We start from the raw sequence: 25447 nt of genomic DNA on the forward strand, positions 1-25447 counted from the left end.
CTCCGTGGAAACACGCCCTCTGCGGCTAAGAACGCTCGAACCGGTAAAACGGTCCAGCCCCGGCCGCGGCGCGCGGTCGCGAGACGCACCCGGCCGCGTCCGGACCCATGCGGGCGCGGCTCGGACACGAAATTCGCCGCTTTCCAGGGCGAAGGGCGGCCCGAACGAGCTTCGCCGTCCCCGACTCGCCGTCCCCGAGCTGCCTGGAACGAATGATGATGCTGCGCCCGGCTCACGCCCTCTTGATCACGCTGCTCGCCCTCGCGGCCCCGGCCCGGGCGGCCGCCCCGGCCGCGACGGAGCCCTGCCGGGCGGTCGAGGCGCAGGGTGAGACGTTCACGGTCTGCACCATCGACCTCCGGAAGCAGCGGCTGCGGCTGTTCTGGCTCCAGGACGACGGCAAGCCCTACGGCGCCCTCGGCACCCTCGCCGAGAAGCAGGGCGGTCGCCTCGCCTTCGCGATGAACGCCGGCATGTACGACAAGGATCAGGCGCCGGTCGGCCTCTACGTCGAGAACGGGCACGAACTGAAGCGCGTCTCCACGGCGGACGGGCCGGGTAATTTCCACCTGAAGCCCAACGGGATCTTCTGGCTGAAGGGTGAGCGCGCCGGGGTGGTCGACACGTCCCGCTACCTGCGGGCGAAGATCCGGCCGGATTTCGCCACGCAGTCCGGGCCGATGCTGGTGATCGACGGCCAGATCCACCCGAAGATCGCCGCCGACGGGCCGAGCCAGAAGATCCGCAACGGCGTCGGCGTGCCCGGCGACGGGCACGTGGCGATCTTCGCGATCTCCGAGCGCCCGGTGACCTTCGGCGCCTTCGCGCGGCTGTTCCGCGACGATCTCGGCTGCCGGAACGCCCTGTTCCTCGACGGCTCGGTCTCCAGCCTCTACGCACCGAACCTCGGCCGCACCGACATCAGCCGCCCTCTCGGGCCGCTGGTCGGCGCGCTGCCGCGGTGAGGGCCGCCCTCAGCGCTGGCCGAAGGCCGTGTCTTTGAACAGGTCCTTGTACTCCCGCGGCTGCGAGCGCCAGTACTGCTTGGGGGCGCGCACCCGGGCGCCGAGCTCGGCGGCGGCGTGCCAGGGCCAGCGCGGATCGTACAGCATCGCCCGGGCGAGCGAGATCGCGTCCGCCCGGCCCTCCTGCAGGATCGTCTCCGCCTGCCGGGCCTCGGTAATCAGCCCGACCGCGATAGTGGTGAGCCCGGTCTCCGCCTTGATCCGCTCGGCGTAGGGCACCTGATAGCCCGGCCCGAGCCTGATCGCCTGCTTGGGCGAGACGCCGCCCGTGGAGACGTGGATCGCCGGCGATCCCGCCCGCTTGAGCGCCTGGGCCAGCTCCACCGTCTCGTCGAGATCCCAGCCGTCCTCGACCCAGTCGGTGGCCGAGACCCGCAGCCAGACCGGGCTGCCGGCGGGCACGACATCCCGCACCGCGTCGTAGACCTCCAGGGGGAAGCGCATGCGGTTGGCGAGGCTGCCGCCGTATTCATCTGTCCGCTTGTTGGCGATCGGCGACAGGAACTGGTGCAGCAGGTAGCCGTGGGCGCCGTGCAGCTCGACGGCCTCGATACCGAGGCGCACGGCCCGCTTGGCGGTGGCCACGAACTGGTCGCGGACGCGCTTCAGGTCGGCGGCGTCGAGGGCGTGGGGCGGGACCTCGCCCTCGCCGTGCGCGACCGCCGAGGGCGCCTCGGTGCGCCAGCCGTAGGCGTGCTCCGGCGGGATCTGCTGGCCACCGGCCCAGGGGGCCTCGCTGGAGGCCTTGCGCCCGGCGTGGGCGATCTGGATGCAGACCGGGATCGGCGCGTACTCGCGCACGGCGTCGAGCACGCGTGCCAGCGCCCGCTCGCAGCCGTCGTTGTAGAGGCCGAGATCCCAGGCGGTGATCCGCGCCTCCGGGGAGACCGCGGTGGCCTCAAGGGTCAGCAGGCCGGCCCCCGACATGGCGAGCTGGCCGAGATGCATCATGTGCCAGTCGGTCGCCTCGCCGTCCCGCGCCGAGTACTGGCACATCGGCGCGACGAGGATGCGGTTCTCGAGCGTGAGCGCGTCGAGTGTCAGCGGTTCGAACAGGCGAGCGGTCATCGGCAACTCCTGGTGGAGGGTTCACTCTGGCCCAGGACGGGCGCGGCGGCCAGTGCGGTGCGGCAGAGCACCTCTGCGGGCGGGCGGTGCGGGAACTTGCGGATGTGGCCGCCCGTTTCCTGGCCTGTCGCCGCATCGCGGCAATCGACGCGAACCGCCTGAGGGGGCGAGATCGCCCGAGGTCCAGATGATGCTCACCAGACTCGCCGTCCCGCTCGCCCTGGCCGCCGGCTGCGCCGCCCTAGCGGGCACCGCCCAGGCCCAGCCCGCCGCCTTCGGCGGACCCAAGATGCTGATCCACGGGAATTACTGCGGACCGGGCAACAACGCGCCGCTCCCGCCGATCGACGCCCTCGATGCCGCCTGCGCCCGCCACGACGCCTGCACGCCGAACGGCGGCCTGCCTTCGGAGGCCTGCAATCTCCGCCTGCAACAGGAGGCGACGCTGATCTCGCGCGATCCGCGGCAGCCGCAGGATGTCCGGTCCCTCGCCGGCCTCGTGGCCGCCACCGCGACGCTGATCCCGTCCGAGCCGAACGCCCGGCGCGTCCCGGTCTCGGTCACCACGGGTCCGGCCGCGGGGACCTACGCGCCCGCCCTGACGCAGCCGGCGCCGACGGTCGATATCGACACCGACGACGACGGCGCTGACGCGGATTGAGGCGGGCCGCGATCGCCCGTCAACGCGCAAGCGGCGCGGTCCGGCACCCTACCGGTCCGCGCCGATCCCCCGGTCCTTCAGGCTGTCGCCGATCTCGTCGAGGGCCGCCGCGTCGTCGATCGTCGCCGGCATCGTCCAGGGCTCGTGATCGGCGATGCGCTTCATGGTGGCCCGCAGGATCTTGCCCGATCGGGTCTTGGGCAGCCGCGGCACGGTCAGCGCCAGCTTGAAGGCCGCCACCGGGCCGATCTCGTCCCGCACCTTGGCGACGAGTTCCCGCTCGATCGTCTCGGTCGGCCGGGCGACGCCGGCCTTCAGCACCACGAACCCGCAGGGCACCTCCCCCTTCAGCGCGTCGCGGATGCCGATGACCGCGCATTCCGCCACGTCCGGGTGGCTCGCCAGCACCGCCTCCATGCCGCCGGTGGACAGCCGGTGGCCCGCGACGTTGATGATGTCGTCGGTCCGTCCCAGGACCGTGATGTAGCCGTCGGCGTCGATCACCCCGGCATCCGACGTGTCGTAGTAGCCCGGGAAGGTGGCGAGGTAGCTCGACCGCATCCGGTCGTCCGAGCCCCAGAGGGTCGGCAGGCAGCCGGGCGGCAGGGGTAGGCGGATCGCGATCGTGCCCATGGTCCCCGCCGGAACCGGCTTCCCGCCCTCGTCCAGGACTTCGACCCGGTAGCCCGGCATCGGCACGCAGGTGCTGCCGTGCTTCACCGGCAGGAGGCCGAGGCCCATCGGGTTGCCGGCGATCGGCCAGCCGGTCTCGGTCTGCCACCAGTGGTCGACGACCGGTCGGCCCAGCACGCGCTCGGCCCAGGCGACCGAGTCGGGATCGGCGCGCTCGCCCGCCAGGAACAGGCTGCGGAAGGCCGAGAGGTCGTGATCGGCGATCCGGGCGCCCTTCGAATCCTCCTTCTTGATCGCCCGCAGGGCCGTGGGCGCGGTGAACAGGCAGACCACCCCGTACTCGGCGACCACCCGCCAGAAGGCGCCGGCATCGGGCGTCCCGACGGGTTTCCCCTCGTAGAGGACCGTGGTGCAGCCGTGCAGGAGCGGCGCGTAGACGATGTAGGAGTGGCCGACGACCCAGCCGATGTCGGAGGCGCAGAAGTAGGTCTCGCCGGGCTGAACGCCGTAGAGGTTCGGCATCGACCAGGCCAGGGCGACGAGGTAGCCGCCGGTATCGCGGACCACGCCCTTCGGCTTCCCGGTCGTGCCGGAAGTGTAGAGGACGTAGAGCGGGTCGGTGGCGGCGACCGGCACGCACGCCGCGCTCCGCCCCGCCGCCCGGGCGGCCGCGACGGTCTCACCCCAGTCGCGATCCCGGTCCGCGACGAGGGTCGCAGGCCCTTGCGGGCGCTGGAGGATCAGGCAGGCCTCCGGCTTGTGCCGCGAGGCCGCGATCGCCGCGTCCAGGAGCGGCTTGTAGGCGACCACGCGGTTCGGCTCGATCCCGCAGGAGGCGGCGAGCACCACCTTCGGCGCCGCGTCCTCGATCCGCACCGCCAGCTCGTTGGCCGCGAAGCCGCCGAACACCACCGAGTGGACCGCGCCGAGCCGGGCGCAGGCCAGCATGCCGAACAGCGCCTCGGGCACCATCGGCATGTACAGGATCACCCGGTCGCCCTTGCCGACGCCGAGGTCGGCCAGCACGGCGGCCAGCACCGCCACCTCGTCGCGCAGCGCCCGGTAGGTGATGCTGCGCTTGGTCCCGGTCACGGGCGAGTCGTAGCGGATCGCCACCTGATCCGCCCGGCCCCCGTCCGCGTGGCGGTCGACCGCGTTGTGGCAGGCGTTCAGGGTGCCGTCCGGGAACCAGCGTCCGTAGGGGCCGGAATCCGGCGCGAAGGCCCGCTCCGGCGCCCGCGCCCAGTCGAGGGCCCGCGCCGCACCGAGCCAGAACGCCTCGGGGTCGCGGCAGGCCGATTCGTAGATCTCCGGGTAGCGGCCCGGCAGGCTGGCTCTCGTCATCGGTTGGGCGTTTCCTCGCGGACCGCTCTCCGGCGGCGGGCCGCAGAGTAGCCCATTCTCGCGCGCACGGGAGTGGCCACGGGAGGGAGTGGCCACGGGCGTGACGGCCGCGCCCGGGTCCCGGCGGCCGCGGCTCGGTGCCCCCCAAGAGAAAACCGCCGCACCGGGGCTCCCGATGCGGCGGTCGTCAGCTTGAATTCGCTATCAGATTGGACGTCTCAGGCGTCAGTGCAACGTGTCGTTGCCCGCCTGAAGCTTGTTGATCTCGTCCTTGAGGAGGAGTTTCCGTCGCTTCAGCTCGGCGATGTGGAGGTCGTTCGCCGAAGGTCTGTGGATCGCTTCCTGAATCTCGCGCTCGAGGGCTTCGTGCTTCCGGGCGAGTTGGTTCAGATGCGTCTGCAGCGACATGAGTCGAATCTCCTGTCATCGTTTCGACACAACGAGATTGGCACAGGATGCCGGACCTGTCGAAGCGTTTTCTACAGCTAAGTCTGATGATTGCTTACCGCGCCGCCTTGTCCGGCGCCGGAGCGTGACGCATGCTCTCGGGCGACGAACGGTCTTCGGGTTCTCAGGTGACGATGGCGGACGAGGCGGGTGAGGGTGCGCAGTCGGACCTCCTGGGCGAACTGGCGCGGCTGCGCGAGGAGCACCGGGATCTCGACAGCGCCATCGAGGCGCTGGAGCGCAGCGTCGCCGGAGACCAGCTCCAGATCCAGCGCCTGAAGAAGCGCAAGCTCACGCTGCGCGACCGCATCTATCACATCGAGGACGCGCTCACGCCGGACATCATCGCCTGATGCCGGTGGACGCCCTCCGGCCCCGCCTTGCCGCAGGCCCGCGCCGCCTGTAAGCGCCCTCTTTTGCCGGGATCAACGATGGCGTCGCCTCCTTCGGTCGCGATCATCATGGGTAGCCAGTCCGACTGGGCGACCATGCGTCATGCCGCCGAGACGCTCGACGCGCTCGGCGTACCGTACGACGCGCACATCGTGTCGGCCCACCGCACGCCGGACCGGCTCGTCGCCTTCGCCAAGGGCGCGGTCGCGGCCGGCCTCAAGGTTGTGATCGCCGGTGCGGGCGGCGCCGCGCACCTGCCCGGCATGGCGGCCGCGATGACCCGCCTGCCGGTCTTCGGCGTGCCGGTGGAGTCGAAGGCCCTCTCCGGCCAGGACAGCCTGCTCTCCATCGTCCAGATGCCGGCCGGCATCCCGGTGGGGACCCTGGCGATCGGCCGGGCCGGGGCGGTGAACGCGGCCCTGCTCGCCGCCGCCGTCCTGGCGCTGACCGACCCGGACCTGGCGGAGCGCCTGGAGGCGTGGCGCGCGGCCCAGAGCGCCTCGGTGGCCGAACGGCCGGTGACGGAAGAGAACGCGTGACGGACAAGATCCTCGGCCCCGGCTCCATCCTCGGCATCGTCGGTGGTGGCCAGCTCGGGCGCATGATCGCGCTCGCGGCGGCCGATTACGGCCTCAAGGCGCATGTCTACGCGCCCGACGCGGACAGCCCCGCCTTCGACGTGGCCGCCCGGACCACCTGCGCGGCCTACGACGACGCCGCGGCGCTGGCGGATTTCGCCCGCAGCGTCGACGTCGTGACCTACGAGTTCGAGAACATCCCGCACGCCACCGCCGACGTCCTCGCGAGGCACGCCGCCCTGCACCCGAACGCGCGCGCGCTCTCGACCACGCAGGACCGGCTCACCGAGAAGGAGTTCATCAACGGCCTGGGCATCCCGACGGCGCCGTTCCGGGCGGTGGACACGCCCGACGACCTCGACCGGGCGATCGAGGTGATCGGCCTGCCGGCCGTGCTCAAGACCCGCCGCTTCGGCTACGACGGCAAGGGGCAGCGCATGCTCCGCGAGCGGGCCGAGGGCGACCGCAACGCCCTGTTCGCCGAGTTCGGCGGCGCGCCGCTGATCCTGGAGGGCTTCGTGCCGTTCGAGCGCGAGGTCTCGGTGGTGGGCGCGCGCGGGCGCGACGGCAGCTTCGCGGCCTACGACCTCTGCGAGAACGAGCACCGCGACCACATCCTCGCGCTGACCCGGGTGCCGGCGCCCGGCGTGTCCGCCGAGACGGGCCGCGCCGCCGTCGAGATCGCCCGGCGGATCGCCGACGCCCTCGACTATGTCGGCGTGCTCGCCGTCGAGATGTTCCTCGTCCGCGAGGACGGGGCGGAGCGGCTCGTGGTCAACGAGATCGCGCCCCGGGTGCACAATTCCGGCCACTGGACGAGCGAGGGCGCGCTGACCTCGCAGTTCGCCCAGCACGTCCGGGCCGTCTGCGGCTGGCCGCTGGGCGATGCGGGCCGGGTCGGCGGCCTGCCCGTCGAGATGCGCAACCTGATCGGCGCCCAGGCCGACGACTGGCACGCCCTGCTGGCCGAGCCCGGCGCCCACCTGCACCTGTACGGCAAGGGCGAGGCGCGCCCCGGCCGCAAGATGGGCCACGTCACGCGCCTCGGGCCGGGCCCGACCGGATCCTGAGGCTTCGAGGGCACACCCGCGTCGCCGCGTGATCGCCGGAGGGCCGTCCGCGGCCCCGCGGAACGGTCGAGCCATACCTTCGCCACATCCCGCCGCTTCCACGACAGTGTGGTCGGTTCCGAATGCTGTCGCTCGAGCCCGCCCGCACCGCTCGGTCCCGCCGGGACCGGCGGGGGCCGGATCACGACGCGGCGCTTCTTAAGCCGGCCTTCACCGTGATGCGCGACGGTGCCCCGAACTCGGGCGTGCCCGGCGCTCGGCGCGGGCTCTTGGACTGTGAGGGGCGGGGCGGGCGCGCGCGGAGCGGGCAACGCCTCGGGGAGAGTGGGGCAATGAACGTACGCAACCGGCTGGGACGGAAGACGGCACTGATCGGCGCGGCCTTGGTCTCGGCTGCCGGCCTCGCGGGCTGCGAGACCGTCGGCAGCGCGGCCGGCCCGCGGCAATACGCGGTCCTGGAGAAGGACACGACCGGCGCCACGAACGTCAACATCGCCTCCCTGACCGAGGTCGTGCAGCGCAACCCGAACGACGCGGCGGCCTACAACACCCGCGGCGCCGCCTACGCCCGCGCCGGCCAGTTCAACGACGCCATCGGCGACTTCACCAAGGCGATCCAGCTCGATCCGAACTCCGCCTCCGCCTACAACAACCGCGCCCTGGCGAACCGCCAGATCGGCCGCGACGGCCCGGCGCTGCAGGACTTCTCCAAGGCGATCGGGATCGATCCGAATTACGGGCCGGCCTATATCGGCCGGGCCAATGTCGAGCGCGCGCAGGGCAACCTCGACCAGGCGCTGAACGACCTCAACGTCGCGATCCGCCTGAGCCCCGAATCCGCGCAGGCGTACCATGCCCGCGGCCTCGTGAAGCAGAAGCAGGGCCAGGACACCCAGGCGATCGCCGATTTCGACGCCGCCATCGACCGCGACCCGTTCGTGGCCGCGCCCTACGCGGCCCGCGGCCAGAGCCTGATCGCGACCAACCAGTACGCGAAGGCGATCGAAGACTACAACGCCGCGCTCAACGTGAACGCCAAGGACGCCACGTCCTGGGCCTATCGGGGCCTCGCCTACGAGAAGCAGGGCCAGCGCAAGGAGGCGATGGAGAACTACCAGCGCGCCTCGACGATCGACCCCAACAACACCGTCGCGCGGGCCGGCCTCGGCCGCGTGCAGGGCGGTGTCGGCACGCTGTTCAACTGATCGCTCCGTCATCGCGCGCGAGCGGAGCGACGAAGGGCAGCGCGGCACGTTCGAGCGTGGCGCCGCCGGATCGCTCCGCTCCGCCCGCAGGGACGGTGCCGGCGCCTGAGGCGAACTACGCCGCCAGCAGGCCGTTCTCGTCCTGCGTGATCCGGCGCAGGTGGTGGGCGGTGTCGCCGAGCTGGTACTCGATCATGGCGAGCCGCTTGAAGTGGTGGGCGCCGATATACTCGAGCGTCATGCCGATGCCGCCGTGGAGCTGCACCGCCTCCTGGCCGACGTAGCGGCAGGCCTTGTTGATCTGCACCTTCACGGCCGACAGGGCCGCCGCCCGCGCCCCCGCGTCCGGCGTGTCCACCATCATGGCGGCGTAGAGCGCCATGGAGCGGGCCTGCTCCAGCTGGATCAGCATGTCGACGGCGCGGTGCTGCAGCGCCTGGAACGAGCCGACGCTGACGCCGAACTGCTTGCGGGTCTTGAGGTACTCCACCGTGAGCCTGTGGAGCGCGTCCATGGAGCCCACCGCCTCGGCGGCGAGCGCCGCGATCCCGTGCTGCACCACCCGCTCCAGGAGCGGCAGGCCGCCCTCCGGGTCGCCGAGCGCCGCGTCGGCCGGGAGCGTCACGTCGGAGAAGGACACCTCGGCGGCCCGGCCGCCGTCCTGGGTCGGGTAGGCCTCGATGGCGATGCCGGGGGCGTCGGTCGGGACGAGGAACAGGCCGATCCCGCTCGGGTCGCGCCGCTCGCCCGAGACGCGGGCCGAGACCACCATCAGGCCGGCCGCGTCGGCGTTGGGCACGACGCTCTTCGCCCCGCTCAGCACGAAGCCGTCGCCGCTGCGACGGGCGGTCGTCGCCACGTCGGCGAGGTCGTAGCGGGACTGGCGCTCGGTGTGGGCGAGGGTCAGGCGGAGGTCGCCGGCGACGAGTCCCGGGACGAGGCGCTCCCGCTGCGCGGCGCTGCCGCCGAGCCGCAGGGCCGTCGAGCCCAGCACGAGGCTCGCGAGCAGGGGCTCGACCACGAGGTTGCGGCCCACCGCCTCCATGACCAGCATGGTCTCGACCGGGCCGCCGCCGAGGCCGCCTTCGTCCTCGGAGAAGGGCAGGCCGGCGACGCCGAGTTCCGCGAAGGCCGCCCAGCCGTCCTCGGGGAAGCCGAGGGGCGCCTTGAGCCGCGCCTGCCGGCTCTCCAGCGACGGGTAGAGGTCGGCGGCCAGCCGCTCGACGCTGTCGCGCAGGAGCGACTGGTCCTCGTTCAGGTCGAAATCCATGGTGTTCCCCTGGCCTCTCTCCTCCCCCTTGCGGGGAGGAGCCGGAGGTGGGGGTGGTGCAGAAGGCACCGTGGCGCCTCATCCGGGGCCACCCCCACCCCTGACCCCTCCCCGCAAGGGGGAGGGGAAATCGCTCACAGCCCCAGAATGCCCTTGGCGATCACGTTGTGCTGGATCTCGTTCGAGCCGCCGTAGATCGAGACCTTGCGGTTGTTGAAGTAGCTCGGCGCCGCCGCGTCGACCCAGTCGAAGCCGCCGGGCAGGTTGTTGGCCCCGGCCCCGCGCGCGGGTGCCGCCAGGGCGAAGGGCCCGGCGAGCTCCACCAGCAGCTCGGTCGCCGCCTGCTGGAGCTGCGAGCCGCGGATCTTGAGGAGCGACGAGGCCGGGTCCGGCTCCACCGAATCCGCCCTTCCCTGCTTGGCGGCCACCCGCATCTGGGTGATCTCCAGGGCCTTCAGCTCGACCTCGACCTCCGCGACGCGAGACCGGAAGGCGGGATCGTCCCACATTGTGCCGGACCCGGCCGGCATCTCCCGGGCCAGCCGCTTGATCCGCGCGATCCGCTCCTTGGTGAGGCCGATCCGGGCGATGCCGGTGCGCTCGTTGGCCAGCAGGAACTTCGCGTAGTCCCAGCCCCGGTTCTCCTCGCCGACGAGGTTCTCCACGGGCACGCGGACGGCGTCGAAGAAGACCTCGTTGACCTCGTGCCGCCCCTCCAGCGTCAGGATCGGCCGCACGGTGATGCCGGGCGTCGTCATGTCGATGAGCAGGAAGGAGATGCCGCGCTGCTTCTTGGCCTCGAAATCGGTGCGTACCAGGCAGAAGATCCAGTCGGCGTGCTGGCCGAGCGTCGTCCAGGTCTTCTGGCCGTCCACGACGTAGTGGTCGCCGTCGCGCACCGCCTTGGTCTTCAGCGAAGCGAGGTCCGAGCCGGCGCCGGGCTCGGAGAAGCCCTGGCACCACCAGTCGTCGAGATTGGCGGCGCGCGGTAGGAAGCGCGCCTTCTGGTCCTGCCGGCCGAAGGTCGCCAGCACCGGGCCGAACATGTAGCAGTTGAATTGCTGGGGCAGCGGCACCGCCGCCTGGAACAGCTCCTCGGTGTAGATGTAGCGCTGGATCGGGGTCCAGTCCCGGCCCCCCCATTCCTGCGGCCAGTGCGGCACCGCCCAGCCCTTGGCGTTGAGGATCCGCTGGCTCGTGACGTAGTCCTCCTTCGAGAGGCTGCGCCCCTCCGAGACCTTCTTCCGGATCTCCGCCGGGATTTCTTCGCGGCAGAAGCTCCGGACCTCGTCGCGGAACGCGATCTCTTCCGGCGTAAAGCGGAGATCCATCGTCAGCCTCCGATCTCGAACAGGCCGGCGCAACCCTGGCCACCGGCGACGCACATGGTCACGACGGCGTAGCGCGCGCCGCGGCGGCGGCCCTCCAGCAGGGCGTGTCCGACAAGCCGCGCCCCCGACATGCCGAACGGGTGGCCGACCGCGATGGCGCCGCCGTTGACGTTGACCTTCTCGGGGTCGATCCCGAGCGTGTCCCGGCAGTAGACAGACTGGGACGCGAAGGCCTCGTTCAGCTCCCACAGGTCGATGTCGGCGACGCGCAGGCTCTGCCGCTCGAGGAGCCGCGGCACCGCGAAGACCGGGCCGATGCCCATCTCGTCCGGCCCGCAGCCCGCGGAGGCGAAGCCCCGGAAGGTGCCGAGCGGTTCGAGGCCGCGCCGCGCCGCCTCGTCGGCCGACATCAGCACGCTGGCCGAGGCGCCGTCCGAGAGTTGGCTGGCATTGCCCGCCGTGATGTAGGCACCCTCCCCGCGCACGGGCTTGAGCTTGGCGAGACCCTCCAGAGTCGTGTCCGGCCGGTTGCCCTCGTCCTTGGCGAGCCGGGTCTCGACCTCCCGGGTCTCGCCGGTGGCCTTGTCGGTCACCGCCATGACGGCGCTCATCGGGACGATCTCGTCGTCGAACAGCCCGCGTTCCTGCGCCGCCGCGGTCCGTCGCTGGCTCTCCAGGGCGAAGTGGTCCTGCGCGTCCCGGGAGATCCGATAGCGCTCCGCCACGATGTCGGCGGTCTCGATCATCGGCATGTAGATCGCCGGCAGATGCGCTTCCAGCCACGCGTTGCGGGTCAGCTCCCGCTGGACCTTCGGCTGGACGAGGCTGATCGACTCGACGCCGCCGGCCACTGCCACCGGCACACCGTCGAGGATGATCCGGCGCGCCGCGCTGGCGATCGCCTCCAGGCCCGAGGCGCAGAAGCGCGAGACGGTGACGCCGGCCGACTCGACCGGGATCCCCGCCACCAGGGCCGCGTGGCGGGCGACGTTGCCGCCCGTGGCGTTCTCGGGATAGCCGCAGCCGAGCACCACCTCCTCGACCGCCCCGGGCTCCAGGCGCGCCCGGTCCAGGGCGCCGCGGATCGCGTGGGCCGCGAGGTCGGCGCCGCGGGTGAGGTTCAGCGCGCCGCGATGCGCCTTGCCGATGGGCGTGCGGGCGGTCGAGACGATCACCGCGTCGGTCATGATCGCTCTCCCGCTCAGGCGTTCTTCAGGCCGGCGAAGCTGCCGCCCTCGGCGGCGAGCTTCTTGAGGAGCGGCGCCGGCTCCTGGCTGTCGTCGCCGGTCTCGGCCGCGAAGCGCGACAAGGCTTCGGCGACGGTCTTCAATCCGACCGTGTCGGCCCAGTGCATCGGGCCGCCGCGCCAGGCGGGCCAATTGTAGCCGTTGATCCAGATCGTATCGATGTCGCCGGGCCGGGCCGCGATGCCCTCCTCCAGGATCCGCGCGCCCTCGTTGACCATCGGGTACATGAGTCGCGCGACGATCTCGTCGGCCGTGAAGCTGCGGCGCGCGACGCCGTGCTCGGCGGCGACGCGCGCGATCAGCGCCTCCACCTCCGGGTCGCGCGTGCCGGCGCGGGCGCCGTCCGGGTAGAGATAGAAGCCGCGGCCCGTCTTCTGGCCGAACCGGCCCTGCTCGGCGAGCGAGTCCGCCACCGGCGCCCGGCCGCCGAAATCCTTGCGCGAGCGCCAGCCGATATCGAGTCCCGCGAGGTCGCCCATGGCGAAGGGGCCCATCCGGAAGCCGAAGCCGGTCACCGCAGCGTCGACCTCGTGCGGCAGAGCTCCTTCGAGCAGCAGCCGCTCGCCGGCCCGGCTGCGGCGCTCCAGCATCCGGTTGCCCACGAAGCCGAAGCAGACGCCCACCGTCACCGGCAGCTTGTTGAGCCGCTTGCCCAGGTCCAGCGCGGTGGCCAGCACGTCCGGCGCGGTTCTCTCCGCACGGACCACCTCCACGAGGCGCATGACGTTGGCCGGGCTGAAGAAGTGCAGGCCGAGCACGTCCTGCGGCCGGCCCGTCACCGCCGCGATGGCGTTCACGTCGAGGTAGGAGGTGTTGGTGGCCAGGATCGCGCCCGGATTGGCGACCTGGTCGAGCTTGGAGAAGATCTCGCGCTTGACGCCCATGTCCTCGAAGGCCGCCTCCACGACGATGTCGGCCTCCCCGGCGTTCTCCAGACCGAGCGCGCCCCTGATCCGGCCGACCCGCTCGTCGCGCTGGGCCTCGGTGATCGAGCCGCGCTTGGCCGAGCCGGCGTAGAGCCCCCTCACCCGGTCGAGGCCGCGCGCCAGGGCGCCCTCTTCCGTCTCGATCACCGTCACGGGGATCCCGGCATTGGCGAAGCACATGGCGATGCCGCCGCCCATCGTGCCGGCGCCGATCACCGCGGCCGTGCGGACGGCGCGGCGGGGCGTGTCCTTCGGCAGGCCGGGCACCCGGCCGGCCTCGCGCTCGGCGAAGAAGGCGTAGCGCAGGGCCTTCGAGCGCGGATCCTCCACCAGGGTGCGGAACTCGGCCCGCTCCACCGCCACGGCGGCATCGAAATCCTGCTCCAGGCCCGCGCGCACCGCCCGCGCCAGGGCGTGAACGTTGGTGGCGTCGGGATCGCGCTTCACCGCCTCGGCGGCCTGCGCCTCGAATTTTTCCCGCGCCTCCGGCGTCAGCGTCTCGGACCGGTCGCGCGCGCGTGGCAGGGCGCCGGAATCGGCGAGTTCCAGGGCGCGGGTGCGCGCTTCCGCGACGAGGTCGCCGAGCACCACGGCGTCCACGATGCCCAGCGCCGCCGCCGTCTCGGCGGAGACCGGCTCGCCGGTGAGCATCATCGCGAAGGCGGCGTCGGGCCCGATCAGGCGAGGAAGGCGCTGCGTGCCCCCCGCCCCCGGGATGATCCCGAGCTTGATCTCCGGCAGGCCGATCCGCGCCGACGGGGCCGCGACGCGGCCGTGGCAGGCCATCGCCAGCTCCAGGCCGCCGCCGAGGGCCGCGCCGCCGATCGCCGCCACCACCGGCTTCGGGCTGGCGTCGAGCCGGTCCAGGATGTCCGGCAGGCTCGGCGGGCGCTGCGGCTTGCCGAACTCGCCGATATCGGCGCCGCCGACGAACACCTTGCCCTCCGCGGCCAGGACGACGGCCCGGACCGACGCGTCCGCGATGGCGTTCGTCAGGGCCTCGTCGAGGGCCGCCCGCAGCGCGGCGCCCAGCGCGTTGACCGGCGGGTTGGCGAGCGTGAGCACGGCCACGCCGCCGTCGACCTCCTGACGAACCACCCGATACTCCCCGTTGTTCTGCAATGCAGAATAAGTGTCCGCATTTCGGCGGGATGTTGGTCCGAGTGCCCGCCAGCGTCAAGGACGGGCAAGGTCTGTCATCGAAGTGCGGCCACCTGTTCTGCAATGCAGAAAACTAGTGCCTCGGCCGTTTGACCCGCGGCCCGGGGCCATGTCATCACAACGGCCCTGAACGAGACTCGGTTGCGGACGCCGCCCGGCGCGCGAAGGCCGGGCCGCCGGAGGCAGGGGGAGGATCGCGGTGCGCGGCAAGGATCGGGGCGAGCGGCCCGGGGGCGCCTGTCCGGCGCGGGTTTCGGCAGAGGGGAGCGGGCGGTGAGCGACGGTCCCGAGCGCGACCCGGGCGGGCGCCTGCCCGAGATCCTGCGCGGCCGGCTCGCCCTGCCGGTGATCTGCGCCCCGATGTTCATCGTCTCCGGCCCGGAGCTGGTCATCGCCCAGTGCCTGTCCGGGGTCGTCGGCTCCTTCCCCGCGCTGAATGCCCGGCCGGCCGAACTCCTCGACGCGTGGCTCGCGCGGATCACGCAGACGCTCGCGGAGGCCCGCGCCGCCGACCCGTCGCGGCGGGTCGCGCCGTTCGCGGTGAACCAGATCGTCCACGCCTCCAACGACCGGCTGGCGCAGGATGTCGAGGCCTGCGTGCGGCACCGTGTGCCGATCATCATCACCTCCCTACGGGCACCGGACGCGGTGATCCGCCCGGTCCACGCCTATGGCGGGGTCGTGTTCCACGACGTCACCAATGTCCGACACGCCGAGAAGGCGCTGGAGGCCGGCGTCGACGGGCTGATCCTGGTCTGCGCCGGGGCGGGCGGGCACGCGGGGACACTGAGCCCTTTCGCCCTGGTGGGCGAGATCCGGCGGTTCTACGACGGGCCGCTGATCCTGTCGGGGGCGATCACCTCGGGCTCCGCGATCCTGGCGGCCCAGGCCATGGGCGCCGACCTCGCCTACATGGGCACCCGCTTCATCGCCACCCGGGAGGCGAACGCGGCGGCGGCCTACAAGGACATGATCGCCGGCAGCGCGGCCGCCGACATCCTCTACACCCCCTACTTCACCGGCGTTCCGGGCAACTACCTGACGCCGAGCATCCGCGCCGCCGGGCTCGATCCCGAGGCCCTGCCGGTGCGCGACAAGACCGCGATGAACTTCGGCAGCGCCAGCGTGAAGGCGTGGCGCGACGTCTGGGGTGCCGGCCAGGGTGTCGGTACCATCGCGGACGCGCCGGCGACCGCCGACCTCGTCGCCCGGCTCGCCCGGGAATACGCGGCGGCGCGGGCGCGGACGGCCGGCAGCGCCGCGGACTACGCCGCGGACTACGTCGCAGACCGCGACGGCGGGACCTTTCCGTGAGCGTCCGCCTCGCCGATCCGGAGCCCGGGATCCGGCTCGTCACGATCGACCGGCCTGAGCGGCGCAACGCCCTCGACCGGGCGACCTACGCGGGCCTGACCGGCGCCCTGGAGGCCGCGGGACGGGACGCGGAGGTGCGCGCCCTGGTCCTCACCGGCGCAGGCGGCTGCTTCACCGCCGGCAACGATCTCAAGGATTTCCAGGACGTCGAGACCGGTGGCGACAGTCCCGGCCTCACCTTCCTCAAGGCCCTGCGCGCCTGCCCGCTCCCGGTCGTGGCCGCCGTGGAGGGCCACGCGGTCGGCATCGGCACGACGCTGCTGCTCCACTGCGACCTCGCCTACGCGGGGGACGGGGCGCGGTTCCGCCTGCCCTTCACGGCCCTGGGCCTCAGCCCGGAGGGCGGGTCGAGCTACCTGCTGCCCCTGGTGGCGGGATCGAAGCGCGCGGCCGAGCTGCTGATGCTCGGTGAGCCCTTCACGGTCGCGGACGCCGCCGCGGCCGGCCTGATCAACGCTGCCGTCCCGGCCGGGACGGCCCTGGAGACCGCACTCGCCAAGGCGCGCGCGCTCGCCGCCCTGCCCCGGGTCTCGATCGCCGCCACCAAGCAGGCGCTGCGGCGCGGCCACGACGACAGCGTCGCCCGCGCCCTCGACGCCGAGGCGGAGGTCTTCCACGCCCTCCGCCGCGGTCCGGCGGCGCAGGCGGCCTTCGCGGCGTTCCTGCGCCGATGAGCGGGCGGATGGAGGTGGAGGCCGGCCCGCGCGCCGGATCCGACATCGGGCTCGACACGGCCGAGCCCGACACGGCCGAGCCCGACGCGGCCGGCGCCGGCGCGAAGGAGGACCGGCACTTCGTCACGGCCCTGGCCCGGGGGCTGTCGGTGCTCGCCTGCTTCGGCCCGGGGCGCACGAGCCTCGCCAACCACGACATCGCGGAGGCCTGCGGCCTGCCGCGCTCCACCGTGTCGCGGCTGACCTACACGCTGACCAAGCTCGGCTACCTGCAGCACATGCCCGAACTCGGCCGCTACCGGCTCGGCACCGCCACCATCGCGCTGAGCTCGGCCGCCCTGGGCGGCCTCGACGTCCGCGCCATCGCCCGGCCGGTGCTGCGCGCGGTCGCGGAGGCGGCCAACGCCTCGGTCGGCCTCGGGGTGCGGGACCGGCTCAGCATGCGCTACGTCGACTGCCAGCGCGGCCCGGCGGCGATCTCGCTCAACCTCGACACCGGCTCGCGCATCTCGCTGGCCCGCAGCGCCATGGGCCGCGCCTACGTGGCGGTCTGCCCGGACCGGGAGCGCGCGGGCATCTACGAGGACCTGAAGGCGCTGGATCCCGTGGCCTGGCCGGTGCTGCGCGCCGGCCTCGACCGGGCGGTGGAGGAGCACCGGGAACTCGGCTGCTGCACCTCGTTCGGCGAGTGGCAGGAGACGGTCTGCGCCATCGCGGTGGGGTTCCATCCCGGCGGCGGCCTGCCGCCCATGTCGGTCAATTGCGGTGCCCCTACCGTCATCACCGACGCGCGCTTCCTCCTGGAGGTGGCGCGCCCGAGACTGATCGACGCCGTGCGCAGCCTCGACGGCGTCATGGGAGCCTGAGGACTTTCGCGATGGATGCCGTTGCCGACCTGCCGCTCGCCGGAATCCGCGTCCTCGACCTGTCCCGGGTCCTGGCGGGACCCTGGTGCGCGCAGGTGCTGGGCGATCTCGGCGCCGACGTGATCAAGGTCGAGCACCCGGAGCGCGGCGACGACACCCGCGACTGGGGCGTGCCGACGAGCCCCGGCAACACCTCGTATTTCGACAGCGTCAACCGCAACAAGCGCTCGATCGGCGTCGACCTCGCCACGCCGGAGGGGCTGGCGATCGTCAAGGCGCTCGCCCGCGAGAGCGACGTGCTGGTCCAGAACTTCAAGACCGGCGGGGCCGAGAAGCTCGGCCTCGGCTACGCGGACCTGTCGGCGGAGAATTCCGGCCTGATCTACTGCTCGATCGCCGGCTACAGCTCCGACGGCTCCGAGGCCGGCCGGCCCGGCTACGACCTCGTGGTCCAGGGCGAATCCGGCGTGATGGCGCTCAACGGCGAGGCCGGGGGACCGCCCCTCAAGTTCGGGGTCGCGGCGGTCGACCTGTTCACCGGCCAGTTCGCCGCCCAGGCGGTGCTGGCCGCCCTGTACCAGCGGGAGCGGACCGGGCGCGGCCGGACCGTCGACCTCGCCCTGTTCGACTGCGGCGTGGCGCTGACCTCCTATTACGGCCTGGAGGCGCTCGCCCGGGGGATCGATCCGCCCCGCTACGGCAACGCCCACCCGTCGATCGTGCCCTACGGGGTGTTCGAGGCCGGCGACGGGCCGGTGGTGATCACGGTCGGCAATAACGGGCAGTACCGCCGCTTCTGCGAGCAGGTGCTGGAGCGGCCGGACTGGGTCGCCGACCCGCGCTTCGCCACCAACCTCGACCGGTCGCGCAACCGCGCCGCCTTCATCCCGGTGCTGGAGGCCGAGCTCGCCAAGTGGGAGCGCGCGCCGCTGATCGCCCGGCTCCGGGCGGCGGGCATCCCCTGCGGCGAGGTGATGGGCCTGCGCGAGGCGCTCACCTGCGACCGCGCCCGGGAGGCCGGGCTGGTGGTCGCGGCACCGGAGGCGGCCTCCGCGAACGCCCACGTCATCGCCCCGCCCTACCGGCTCGACGGTCGCCGGCTGCCGGTGCGCCGCATGCCGCCGGGCCTCGGGGATTCGAGCGCCGAGATCCTGGCCGAGCACCTGGACTACCCCGAGGCCGCGCGCGACGCCCTGCGGGCCAAGGGCGTGGTCCGCTAGGCGGCCGCCGCCCGCCGGCGCGCGCCCCGGGCTAGCGCAGCACGCCCTCGGCGAGGGCCCGCTGGATGCCCCGGACATCCGCGCCCTTCTTCAGGGTGCGCTGGATCGGCTCCGCCGCCCCCGAGACCCAGATCTTCAACTCGGCGTCGAGGTCGAACGTGCCGGCGGTCTCGACCGAGAAGCGCACGATCGCGCGGTACGGCACCGACAGGAACTCGACCTTGCTGCCGGTCACGCCCTGGACGTCGATCAGGATGACGCGGCGCTCAGTGAACACGAACACGTCGCGGATGATCTTGAAGGCGAGCCGCGCCGTCTCGCCCTCGATCAGGATGCCGTCGAGCCGGCGCTCCAGGGAGGCCGCGTCGATGGCCGAGCCGTGTCCGAGCAATCCGTCCAGTAGGCCCATGGCCGCTCATCTCGTGCTGGTCCGCGTCGATTCCGAGGATGGCGCCTGAGCGTCGCCGCGGCAACCGCCCGCCGTCAGGCGCAGGTCGAGGCGTCCGACGGCCCGTCGGGCCGGCACCGGGCGTCGAAGCTTCGCGCGAGTTCGGCGAGGCTGACGGAACCGAGCCGCGCGACCAGGAGCGCCTCGGCCTCGCGCAGCGTGTCCTCGACCGCCGCGTTGACGACCTGCTCGACCGCGCAGGCCGGGTTCGCGCGATCGCTGCCGATCGCGAAGATGCGGGGGCCGCCGACCGCGCGGTGGACGTCGAGCAGCGAGACCGCGTTCAGGTCCGCCGCGATGGACCATCCGCCGCCGTGCCCCTTCTCCGATTTCACGTAGCCCGCGGTTCTGAGCCCCGCCATCGTCCGGCGGACGACCACGGGGTTCGTCCCGAGCATCCGCCCGATCGCTTCGGACGTCATCGGTCCGTCGTGGCGGGCCATGTGAAGCAGCACATGGAGCGTCCGGGAGAGGCGGCTGTCGGTGCGCACCCGCCGATCCATCACACCGGGCCCGGGATTGGCAACCGTGCCCGATCACGATACTTATCAAGTTACGTGATGGAGCGGAGCTGAAGCATTGCGCGAGTTCGAGGACCCCGATCGGTGGGACAAGGTCGCCGCGCACTACGAGACGACCGCCCACCCGTTCACGGCGCGCTTCGCCGAGGCGGCGCTCGCGCGGGTGCCGCTGACCGAGAGCAGCCGCGTCCTCGACGTCGCGGCCGGCACCGGCGCCCTCGCGCTGGCCGCGGCGCGGACGGGGGCGCAGGTCCTCGCGGTCGACTTCGCGCCCGGCATGGTCGCGCGCATCGCCGGGGCGGGCCTGCCCAACGTCGCCGCGCGGGTCATGGACGGCCAGGCCCTCGCCCTGCCCGACGGCGGCTTCGACGCGGTGTTCTCGATCTTCGGGGTGATCATGTTCCCCGACTGGCGGAAGGGCCTCGCCGAGATGGCGCGCGTGACGCGACCCGGGGGGCGGGGCGTCGTGGCGACGTGGCAGGATCAGGGCGCGGCGACGTTCCTGCTGCTCGGCGAGATCCGCCGCCGGCTGTTCCCCGAGCGCGAGAGTCGGGCGATGCCCGACGGGGTGCGGGCGCTCGGCGATCCGGCCGGGTTCACCCGGGAACTGGTCGCGGCCGGGTACGCGGCCCCGCGGATCGACCGGGTGACCTTCGACTACGTGCTCGACGTCGCCCTGCTCGACGACCCCGACACGGTGTTCGGCCTGTCGCCGGACTGGGTCGACCTGAGCGCGGACGACCGGGTCGCGGTGGTCGCGGAGGCGCGGCGCATGGCGGGCGGTCGACCCGTCCTGCCGATCCCCTCCACCGCGCTGATCGGCGTCGCGGAGCGCTGAGCGCCGCTTCGCGCGGGGCCCGGCGCCTCAGCGGGTCGCGCGCGCGTCCGCGAGCCGCGCCCGCGCGTCGTCCAGAACCCGGGTCAGGGCCGCGTCCCACGTGACCCGCGGCTGCCAGCCGGTGGCGGCGTGGAGGCGGCCGGCATCGCCCGCGGCCAGGGGGATCTCGGTCGGCCGCACCCGCTCCGGGGCGATGCGGATCTCGAACGGGACCCGGGCCCGCGCGCGCAGGTCCTCGAGGACGCTGGCGATCGTCCGCGGCTGGCCCGAGCTGATGTTGAATACGCTCCCGTCCGCCAGGAAGTCCGCGCGGCCGATCAGGTCGGCGTAGGCGTTCGCCACGTCGGCGACGTCGAGGAAGTCGCGGTAGGACGAGAGGTTGCCGACCTCCAGGCAGGGCGGCACGAGGCCGGCCTCGATCCGGGCGATCTGTCCCGCGAAGGAGGCCACGACGAAGCGCTCGTCCTGGCCAGGACCGATATGGTTGAACGGCCGCAGCACGACGAGCTTCACGCCGATGCGGGGCAGCAGGTCGCGGAGCAGCTGCTCGCCGACCCATTTCGACCGGGCGTAGGTGTTGCGCGGCAGGGGCTCGACCGCCTCGCTGAGGGCGTGGCCGGCGAGGAACGCGCTGCCGTAGACCTCGCCGGAGCTGACGAAGAAGAAGGTGCAGCCCGGCACCGCCTCCACCGCGGCCACGAGGTTCATCAGGCCGTTGACGTTGACCCGCCACGTCTGGCCCGGGCCGCTCGCGGAATCCGCCACCGAGGCGAGGCCCGCCAGGTGCAGGATCGCGGTCGGCCGGAACCGCGCCACGAAGCCGCCGAGCGCGGCCTCGTCGAGGAGGTCGATCGCCGCGTAGGTGACGCCCTCCGGCAGGCGCGGCGACCGCCCCCGCCCGATCCCGGCCACGCAGTCGCCCGCCCGCGCCGTCGACCCCGCCGTCGCCCCCGCCAGGAGCGGCAGGACGTGGCCGCCCACGAAACCGGCCGCCCCGGTGACGAGGATGCGCCGCGGAACCGGGCCGCCGGACCCGTGGGAAGAGGGCGCGCTCACGGCGCGATCCGGGCGGGGAGCGTCACCTAGCCCGGGTTCCGGGTTCCCCAGCGCACGCCCATGCTGCCCTGCCCGGCCCCCGGCGAGCTGCCGGCATCGGCGCCGATCGCCGGGCCGGAGGCGGTCTTCGGCCGGTGCTGCGAGCCGGCCGCCAGGGGCTGCGACGCCAGCGTGTCGGGCACCTCGGACAGGACTTCCTCGTCGCGATCGGTGGCGAACTGGCCCGCCTTGCGGAAGGTCCAGAGATAGCCCGGCACCACCGCCTCCGCGGCGGTCGGTGTGATCCCGATCCCCTCGAAGGTCCGGCCCTCGGCCTTGGCGGCCTCCGAGACGACGTTGTCGTTCTGGAGCAGCGTGACCTGATCGCGGGTCAGCTTCAGCGAGTCCGGCAGCAGGCCGAAGGTCAGCGTGTCGGCGATCTCCAGCATGCGGGCCTGGAGCTTGGCCGCCGGCACGGGCAGGTCCACGACGACCCGCTTCCGCCGGATCGTCTTCAGCATGTAGCGCACGAAATGCTCCAGCGTGCCCACCTCCGGGCCGCCGAGCTCGTAGACCTTGCCGGGCGCCAGGGTGCCGTCGACCGCGCGGGCGATCGCCTCGGCGACGTCGCCCACGAAGGCCGGCTGGAAGCGGGACTGGCCGCCGGCCAGTGGCAGGACCGGGAGCGCCCGGGCGAGGCCGGCGAAGCGGTTGAAGAAGCTGTCACCCGGCCCGAAGATCAGCGAGGGCCGGAACACGACCGCGTCCGGGCAGGCGGCGAAGACCCGCGCCTCGCCCTCCGCCTTGGTGCGCGCGTAGAGCGACGGCGAGGCCGGATCGGCGCCGATCGCCGAGACCTGGATCATCCGGGCGCCCTGGCGCGCCGCGGCGCGGGCGATCGCCTCGGCCCCGTCGACCTGAAGCCGCGCGAAGCTCTGGGAGCCGGTCTCCTGCAGGATGCCGACGAGGTTGATCAGCACGTCCGACCGCTCGGCGGCCCGGGCCACCGAGTCCGGGTAGCGCAGGTTCGCCTGGACGGCGACGATCTGGTTGACCTTCCCGAGCGGCTGCAGGAACAGCGCGAGGTCCGGCCGGCGCACCGCGACGCGGATCCGGTAGCCGCGCTTGGCCAGAGCCCGCACCACGTGCCGGCCCAGGAAGCCGGAGCCGCCATAGATGGTCACGAGCTGGTCCTGCGGGCGCAGGGGGCCCGGCGCGGCGGCGGAATGCGTCTGCTCGCTGGTGTGCGCCGTCGCGGACGCCGTCGTGTTGTCTTGGCCGCTCATCGCCGTGGTCTCGAGCTCCTCGCGCGCCTCGGGGCGCCGTCAGGCGGCCTACTTAGCCTAACTTCGGCGCGATGGGAGCCGCCGAATGCGCCGCCGCGCCATTCCGGTGAACAGCGCGGGGCGGATGATCGCGGCCGAGGGACCGCGCGCCGGCTCGCGGCAGGCTGATCACGGGGCTGGAACGGGTGCCGCCGCCGTGCATTCTTCCCCACCATACGGCCCTGCCGAATCGCGCGGATGGGACGCGCCGGGGACTTCGATGATTGTAGGGATGCTCGTTTCCGCGGCGATCGCGGTGCTCGGTCTGCTGGTGGCGCTCGGGTACGTCGGCCACCCGATCGACGCGCAGCTCGTCAGCAACTACGGCTGGAGCATCCTGATCATCGGCGTCGCGCTGTTCGTGCTGTTCACCTGGGCCCGGTACAGCCGGACGCGCCGGCGGCGCTCCGTCTGACGCCCGGCCTCAGGCGACCTTGATTCGGCGGCGCATCTCCCGCGCCACGGCCGGGCGCGCGCTCGGCCGGCCGCTGACCGCCCGCGGGGCACCGACGATGAGGCTCTGGCGCTCGCGCGCGATGAACGCCGTCGGCATCTCGGCCTGGAGGTCGGCCTCCATGTCGCGCAGCGCCGTGTCGGAATGGGCCGGGTGCAGGTGGATGATCCCGAGCGCCTTCACGCCGGCGTTCCGGGCGAGCTCCACGCCCTTCTGCCAGGTCGAGTGCCCCCAGCCCCGGCAGGTCGGATATTCCCCGTCGGTGAACATGCCGTCGTAGACCATCAGGTCGGCGTCGGCGACGAAGGCGGCGAGCTCCGGATCCGGCCACGGGTCGCTGTGCTCGATGTCGCTGATCAGGCACAGGCGTCGGCCGCCGTGCTCGAACCGATAGCCGACCGATCCCTGCGGATGGTTCAGCAGGATCGTGGCGACGCGCGTGCCGTCCGGGAAGGCCAGGGTCTGACCCGCCTCGAAGCCGTGGTGGTGGAAGGTGCAGCACAGCTTGTCGAGCGTAACCGGGAAGAGCGGCGGCGCGAACAGGCGGTCGAGGGTCGGCCCGGCCGATTCGCCGCCGAGGTTGCCGCAATAGGTGTTGATCACCCGGTCGGGATCGAGGACCGCCGGCTTGAAGAAGGGCAGACCCGCGGTGTGGTCGAGATGCAGGTGGCTGAACAGCAGGTCGACTTCCTGGGGCAGATCGGTCCGGTGACCCTGCCCGAGGTTGTAGATGCCCGAGCCCGCGTCGACGATGAACATGCGCTGGCCGCACCGCACCTCGATGCAGGGCGTGCTGCCGCCGAACTCGGCGTATTGCGGGCCGCTGACGGGCGTCGAGCCGCGGACGCCCCAGAAGCGCAGTGCGAGGTCCTGGTCGGCCGCCAGGATGGTCGGCTCGGAACTGTTCGACATGGCGATCACGAATCCGCGGACAGTCGGTCCCGATCACTTATGATCGAAACCCCGTCGCCGTTCCGGGAAGGTAGCTTTGAATACGGCAGGCCGACGGAGCAGGTGTACCGCTCATCCCCTGCCGTATCATGAATTGGTGTGCCGCACGCGGTCGTGATGTGCGTCCGCGCACACGCACGGGCCGCCGCGAAGGGCCTTCGCATGCTCAGAGGGGCTCCGCGGCGGCCAGGAGACCGGCCGGCGACCCGGCCAGAATCGGGCGGCCGGTCGCCGATCCGGCGAGTCCCGCGGCCAGCCAGGACGGGAGTGCGTCGCTGTACCGCGTCGGGAGCGGCGCGACCAGGGCCCCGAACGGGTCGGGCGCCCGCTCGTAGACCGGCACGAACCCCGCCATCTGCCGCGGCGACAGGCCCGATCCGGGCGCGGCCCAGCCGGCCCAGACCGTCTCGGGCACCGGGCGATGGACGCGATGGCCGGGCACGACCACCACCTCCTGCCCGGCGAAGGCCAGGGCCTCCGGCCGGCTGATGTCCCCCACCGCGCCGCCCCGGGCCGTGTAGGCCGCCCAGAAGGCGTTCTGCCCGCCGTCGGAATAGGTGGTGCGCACGGCCGGCTCGCCCGCCTCGGCGAGCGCGGCCATCCGCACCTCCTCGACCGCCCGGCGGGTGGTGACGGCCGCCTCGACGGCGGGATCCCGGGCGGGCGCGAAGGCGTACCGGCCCGCGACGACCGAGACCTGCAGCTCCTCCCGGCTGGCCTCGAACCGGTCGGAGCCGGCCTTGAGCTCGCGCCAGAAGGCGATGTTGGGATCGGTCCGGTGGCGGGCCATGTTCTCGGCCGTCATCCGGAACGGGTAGGACTGGAACTGGAAGGCCGCCTGCCCGCCGTTCAGCGCGTCCCGGGCGATGGCGTAGATCTCGCCGACCGTGCCGTTGGTCATGGCGAAGCAGCCCATGGACGAGCAGATCCCGTGCACCATCACGGCGGAGCCGGTGCCGCCATGGGCCCGGTCGTAGGCGTTGGGGTAGCCGACGTCGAAGGACAGATAGTAGTGCGAGTTCGGGTTCATCTGGCGCCGGGGCACGGCGTAGAACCCCTCCGGGGTCTGACGGTCGCCGGTCTTGCGCTTGGGCCCGAGCTGACCGGACCAGCGGCAGATCGGGAAGGTCTTGATGTAGACGTAGCCCGCGGCGCCCTTCTTCCAGACCTCGATCTCCGATTCCTTCTTGTAGGCCCGGAACAGGACCGGCGAGGCGGCCGTCACGCCCTTCTGCGCCATCAGCGCGAGGGTCGCGGCCGGAATCGGCGCCTCGGCCTTGCCCGCCTGCGCGGCGGCCGGGCCTGCGAGGGCCAGCAGAACGAGGCCGGCGGCGAGGGGAAGCGAGGTCGACAGGGGCATGAACCGTCCGCGCTGGATCGGC

Annotated in this window: 25 protein-coding genes; 12 read left to right on the plus strand and 13 right to left on the minus strand. The window is 72.7% G+C overall.

Annotation, left to right across the window (positions count from 1 at the left end; genetic code table 11):
* Positions 1-215: 215 nt before the first annotated feature.
* Positions 216-965 carry a phosphodiester glycosidase family protein gene (locus ACLBYB_RS23200; RefSeq protein WP_091927307.1) on the plus strand — a complete coding sequence of 250 codons (750 nt, stop codon included), beginning with the start codon at positions 216-218 and terminating at the stop codon, positions 963-965.
* Between the two features lie 9 nt (positions 966-974).
* Here the strand turns inward: ACLBYB_RS23200 and ACLBYB_RS23205 are convergent, their stop codons facing one another.
* Positions 975-2093: an NADH:flavin oxidoreductase/NADH oxidase gene (locus tag ACLBYB_RS23205; protein ID WP_447700182.1), complete on the minus strand. Its 1119-nt coding sequence runs from the start codon at positions 2091-2093 to the stop codon at positions 975-977.
* Positions 2094-2280: 187 nt separating this feature from the next.
* Between ACLBYB_RS23205 and ACLBYB_RS23210 the strand changes: the two genes are divergently transcribed.
* Positions 2281-2754 carry a hypothetical protein gene (locus ACLBYB_RS23210; protein WP_447700183.1) on the plus strand — a complete coding sequence of 158 codons (474 nt, stop codon included), beginning with the start codon at positions 2281-2283 and terminating at the stop codon, positions 2752-2754.
* 48 nt (positions 2755-2802) lie between these two features.
* Here the strand turns inward: ACLBYB_RS23210 and ACLBYB_RS23215 are convergent, their stop codons facing one another.
* Entirely contained in the window at positions 2803-4731 is a 1929-nt protein-coding gene (locus ACLBYB_RS23215) for a propionyl-CoA synthetase (protein WP_447700184.1), read from the minus strand.
* A 225-nt stretch (positions 4732-4956) separates the two neighbouring features.
* Positions 4957-5139: a YdcH family protein gene (locus ACLBYB_RS23220; RefSeq protein ID WP_012318068.1), complete on the minus strand. Its 183-nt coding sequence runs from the start codon at positions 5137-5139 to the stop codon at positions 4957-4959.
* 131 nt (positions 5140-5270) lie between these two features.
* Between ACLBYB_RS23220 and ACLBYB_RS23225 the strand changes: the two genes are divergently transcribed.
* The 4 genes from ACLBYB_RS23225 (at position 5271) to ACLBYB_RS23240 (ending at position 8424) form a co-directional block, all read left to right on the plus strand.
* Positions 5271-5531 carry a YdcH family protein gene (locus ACLBYB_RS23225; RefSeq protein WP_081636461.1) on the plus strand — a complete coding sequence of 87 codons (261 nt, stop codon included), beginning with the start codon at positions 5271-5273 and terminating at the stop codon, positions 5529-5531.
* 78 nt (positions 5532-5609) lie between these two features.
* The gene (gene purE, locus ACLBYB_RS23230) at positions 5610-6110 is read left to right on the plus strand and encodes a 5-(carboxyamino)imidazole ribonucleotide mutase (protein ID WP_447700185.1); all 501 of its coding nucleotides are present in this window, start codon (positions 5610-5612) and stop codon (positions 6108-6110) included.
* Positions 6107-7219: a 5-(carboxyamino)imidazole ribonucleotide synthase gene (locus tag ACLBYB_RS23235; protein ID WP_447700186.1), complete on the plus strand. Its 1113-nt coding sequence runs from the start codon at positions 6107-6109 to the stop codon at positions 7217-7219. The genes purE and ACLBYB_RS23235 overlap by 4 nt, the downstream gene beginning before the upstream one ends.
* A gap of 332 nt (positions 7220-7551) precedes the next feature.
* Positions 7552-8424, plus strand: a complete 873-nt coding sequence (locus ACLBYB_RS23240) for a tetratricopeptide repeat protein (protein WP_020092402.1) — start codon at positions 7552-7554, stop codon at positions 8422-8424.
* A 115-nt stretch (positions 8425-8539) separates the two neighbouring features.
* Here ACLBYB_RS23240 and ACLBYB_RS23245 read toward each other — a convergent pair whose 3' ends face one another.
* The 4 genes from ACLBYB_RS23245 to ACLBYB_RS23260 all read right to left on the minus strand — a co-directional run bounded on the left by ACLBYB_RS23245 (position 8540) and on the right by ACLBYB_RS23260 (position 14296).
* Positions 8540-9694, minus strand: a complete 1155-nt coding sequence (locus ACLBYB_RS23245) for an acyl-CoA dehydrogenase family protein (RefSeq protein WP_447700187.1) — start codon at positions 9692-9694, stop codon at positions 8540-8542.
* 134 nt (positions 9695-9828) lie between these two features.
* Positions 9829-11025: an acyl-CoA dehydrogenase family protein gene (locus tag ACLBYB_RS23250; RefSeq protein WP_447700188.1), complete on the minus strand. Its 1197-nt coding sequence runs from the start codon at positions 11023-11025 to the stop codon at positions 9829-9831.
* 2 nt (positions 11026-11027) lie between these two features.
* Positions 11028-12212 (minus strand): acetyl-CoA C-acyltransferase, encoded by a 1185-nt coding sequence (locus ACLBYB_RS23255; protein ID WP_447700189.1) that lies wholly within the window; start codon positions 12210-12212, stop codon positions 11028-11030.
* 14 nt (positions 12213-12226) lie between these two features.
* Positions 12227-14296 carry a 3-hydroxyacyl-CoA dehydrogenase NAD-binding domain-containing protein gene (locus ACLBYB_RS23260; protein WP_447700190.1) on the minus strand — a complete coding sequence of 690 codons (2070 nt, stop codon included), beginning with the start codon at positions 14294-14296 and terminating at the stop codon, positions 12227-12229.
* Between the two features lie 336 nt (positions 14297-14632).
* Here ACLBYB_RS23260 and ACLBYB_RS23265 point away from each other — a divergent pair, with 336 nt between their 5' ends.
* Genes ACLBYB_RS23265 through ACLBYB_RS23280 form a run of 4 tightly spaced genes read left to right on the plus strand, consistent with a single transcriptional unit; the run spans position 14633 to position 18493 of the window.
* Positions 14633-15673, plus strand: a complete 1041-nt coding sequence (locus ACLBYB_RS23265) for an NAD(P)H-dependent flavin oxidoreductase (protein ID WP_447700191.1) — start codon at positions 14633-14635, stop codon at positions 15671-15673.
* Positions 15670-16407, plus strand: coding sequence for an enoyl-CoA hydratase-related protein (locus tag ACLBYB_RS23270; RefSeq protein WP_447700192.1), 738 nt, complete (start codon positions 15670-15672; stop codon positions 16405-16407). The genes ACLBYB_RS23265 and ACLBYB_RS23270 overlap by 4 nt, the downstream gene beginning before the upstream one ends.
* Entirely contained in the window at positions 16404-17273 is an 870-nt protein-coding gene (locus tag ACLBYB_RS23275) for an IclR family transcriptional regulator (RefSeq protein WP_244491829.1), read from the plus strand. Before ACLBYB_RS23270 ends, ACLBYB_RS23275 begins: the two co-directional genes overlap by 4 nt.
* An 11-nt stretch (positions 17274-17284) precedes the next feature.
* A complete protein-coding gene (locus ACLBYB_RS23280; RefSeq protein WP_056523439.1) occupies positions 17285-18493 on the plus strand; it encodes a CaiB/BaiF CoA transferase family protein in 1209 nt (402 codons plus the stop codon).
* Positions 18494-18524: 31 nt separating this feature from the next.
* Here the strand turns inward: ACLBYB_RS23280 and ACLBYB_RS23285 are convergent, their stop codons facing one another.
* Together ACLBYB_RS23285 and ACLBYB_RS23290 are read right to left on the minus strand one after the other, a co-directional pair.
* Entirely contained in the window at positions 18525-18902 is a 378-nt protein-coding gene (locus ACLBYB_RS23285; RefSeq protein WP_447700193.1) for a PH domain-containing protein, read from the minus strand.
* Positions 18903-18976: 74 nt separating this feature from the next.
* Entirely contained in the window at positions 18977-19432 is a 456-nt protein-coding gene (locus ACLBYB_RS23290; RefSeq protein WP_447700194.1) for an Rrf2 family transcriptional regulator, read from the minus strand.
* An 88-nt stretch (positions 19433-19520) separates the two neighbouring features.
* Between ACLBYB_RS23290 and ACLBYB_RS23295 the strand changes: the two genes are divergently transcribed.
* Positions 19521-20300, plus strand: coding sequence for a class I SAM-dependent methyltransferase (locus ACLBYB_RS23295; RefSeq protein ID WP_447700195.1), 780 nt, complete (start codon positions 19521-19523; stop codon positions 20298-20300).
* A gap of 27 nt (positions 20301-20327) precedes the next feature.
* Here the strand turns inward: ACLBYB_RS23295 and ACLBYB_RS23300 are convergent, their stop codons facing one another.
* Together ACLBYB_RS23300 and ACLBYB_RS23305 are read right to left on the minus strand one after the other, a co-directional pair.
* Positions 20328-21356, minus strand: coding sequence for an NAD-dependent epimerase/dehydratase family protein (locus ACLBYB_RS23300; protein ID WP_447700196.1), 1029 nt, complete (start codon positions 21354-21356; stop codon positions 20328-20330).
* Between the two features lie 26 nt (positions 21357-21382).
* Complete coding sequence (locus tag ACLBYB_RS23305) at positions 21383-22621, minus strand: complex I NDUFA9 subunit family protein (protein ID WP_020092389.1); 1239 nt, start codon at positions 22619-22621, stop codon at positions 21383-21385.
* 271 nt (positions 22622-22892) lie between these two features.
* Here ACLBYB_RS23305 and ACLBYB_RS23310 point away from each other — a divergent pair, with 271 nt between their 5' ends.
* Positions 22893-23075: a hypothetical protein gene (locus ACLBYB_RS23310; RefSeq protein WP_020092388.1), complete on the plus strand. Its 183-nt coding sequence runs from the start codon at positions 22893-22895 to the stop codon at positions 23073-23075.
* 9 nt (positions 23076-23084) lie between these two features.
* On the opposite strand, the gene ACLBYB_RS23315 is transcribed toward ACLBYB_RS23310, so the two are convergent.
* Positions 23085-24026, minus strand: a complete 942-nt coding sequence (locus ACLBYB_RS23315) for an MBL fold metallo-hydrolase (RefSeq protein WP_020092387.1) — start codon at positions 24024-24026, stop codon at positions 23085-23087.
* Between the two features lie 205 nt (positions 24027-24231).
* Positions 24232-25425 carry a L,D-transpeptidase family protein gene (locus ACLBYB_RS23320; RefSeq protein WP_447700197.1) on the minus strand — a complete coding sequence of 398 codons (1194 nt, stop codon included), beginning with the start codon at positions 25423-25425 and terminating at the stop codon, positions 24232-24234.
* Positions 25426-25447 lie beyond the last annotated feature (22 nt).

The organism is Methylobacterium sp. D54C (genome assembly GCF_053345595.1).

Bases quoted from the DNA above. Each gene is read 5' to 3' on its own strand.
- ACLBYB_RS23200 (WP_091927307.1), top strand. From the start codon at position 216: ATGATGCTGCGCCCGGCTCACGCCCTCTTGATCACGCTGCTCGCCCTC.
- ACLBYB_RS23205 (WP_447700182.1), bottom strand. From the start codon at position 2,093: ATGACCGCTCGCCTGTTCGAACCGCTGACACTCGACGCGCTCACGCTC.
- ACLBYB_RS23210 (WP_447700183.1), top strand. From the start codon at position 2,281: ATGATGCTCACCAGACTCGCCGTCCCGCTCGCCCTGGCCGCCGGCTGC.
- ACLBYB_RS23215 (WP_447700184.1), bottom strand. From the start codon at position 4,731: ATGACGAGAGCCAGCCTGCCGGGCCGCTACCCGGAGATCTACGAATCG.
- ACLBYB_RS23220 (WP_012318068.1), bottom strand. From the start codon at position 5,139: ATGTCGCTGCAGACGCATCTGAACCAACTCGCCCGGAAGCACGAAGCC.
- ACLBYB_RS23225 (WP_081636461.1), top strand. From the start codon at position 5,271: ATGCTCTCGGGCGACGAACGGTCTTCGGGTTCTCAGGTGACGATGGCG.
- purE (WP_447700185.1), top strand. From the start codon at position 5,610: ATGGCGTCGCCTCCTTCGGTCGCGATCATCATGGGTAGCCAGTCCGAC.
- ACLBYB_RS23240 (WP_020092402.1), top strand. From the start codon at position 7,552: ATGAACGTACGCAACCGGCTGGGACGGAAGACGGCACTGATCGGCGCG.
- ACLBYB_RS23245 (WP_447700187.1), bottom strand. From the start codon at position 9,694: ATGGATTTCGACCTGAACGAGGACCAGTCGCTCCTGCGCGACAGCGTC.
- ACLBYB_RS23250 (WP_447700188.1), bottom strand. From the start codon at position 11,025: ATGGATCTCCGCTTTACGCCGGAAGAGATCGCGTTCCGCGACGAGGTC.
- ACLBYB_RS23255 (WP_447700189.1), bottom strand. From the start codon at position 12,212: ATGACCGACGCGGTGATCGTCTCGACCGCCCGCACGCCCATCGGCAAG.
- ACLBYB_RS23275 (WP_244491829.1), top strand. From the start codon at position 16,404: ATGAGCGGGCGGATGGAGGTGGAGGCCGGCCCGCGCGCCGGATCCGAC.
- ACLBYB_RS23280 (WP_056523439.1), top strand. From the start codon at position 17,285: ATGGATGCCGTTGCCGACCTGCCGCTCGCCGGAATCCGCGTCCTCGAC.
- ACLBYB_RS23285 (WP_447700193.1), bottom strand. From the start codon at position 18,902: ATGGGCCTACTGGACGGATTGCTCGGACACGGCTCGGCCATCGACGCG.
- ACLBYB_RS23305 (WP_020092389.1), bottom strand. From the start codon at position 22,621: ATGAGCGGCCAAGACAACACGACGGCGTCCGCGACGGCGCACACCAGC.
- ACLBYB_RS23310 (WP_020092388.1), top strand. From the start codon at position 22,893: ATGCTCGTTTCCGCGGCGATCGCGGTGCTCGGTCTGCTGGTGGCGCTC.
- ACLBYB_RS23315 (WP_020092387.1), bottom strand. From the start codon at position 24,026: ATGTCGAACAGTTCCGAGCCGACCATCCTGGCGGCCGACCAGGACCTC.
- ACLBYB_RS23320 (WP_447700197.1), bottom strand. From the start codon at position 25,425: ATGCCCCTGTCGACCTCGCTTCCCCTCGCCGCCGGCCTCGTTCTGCTG.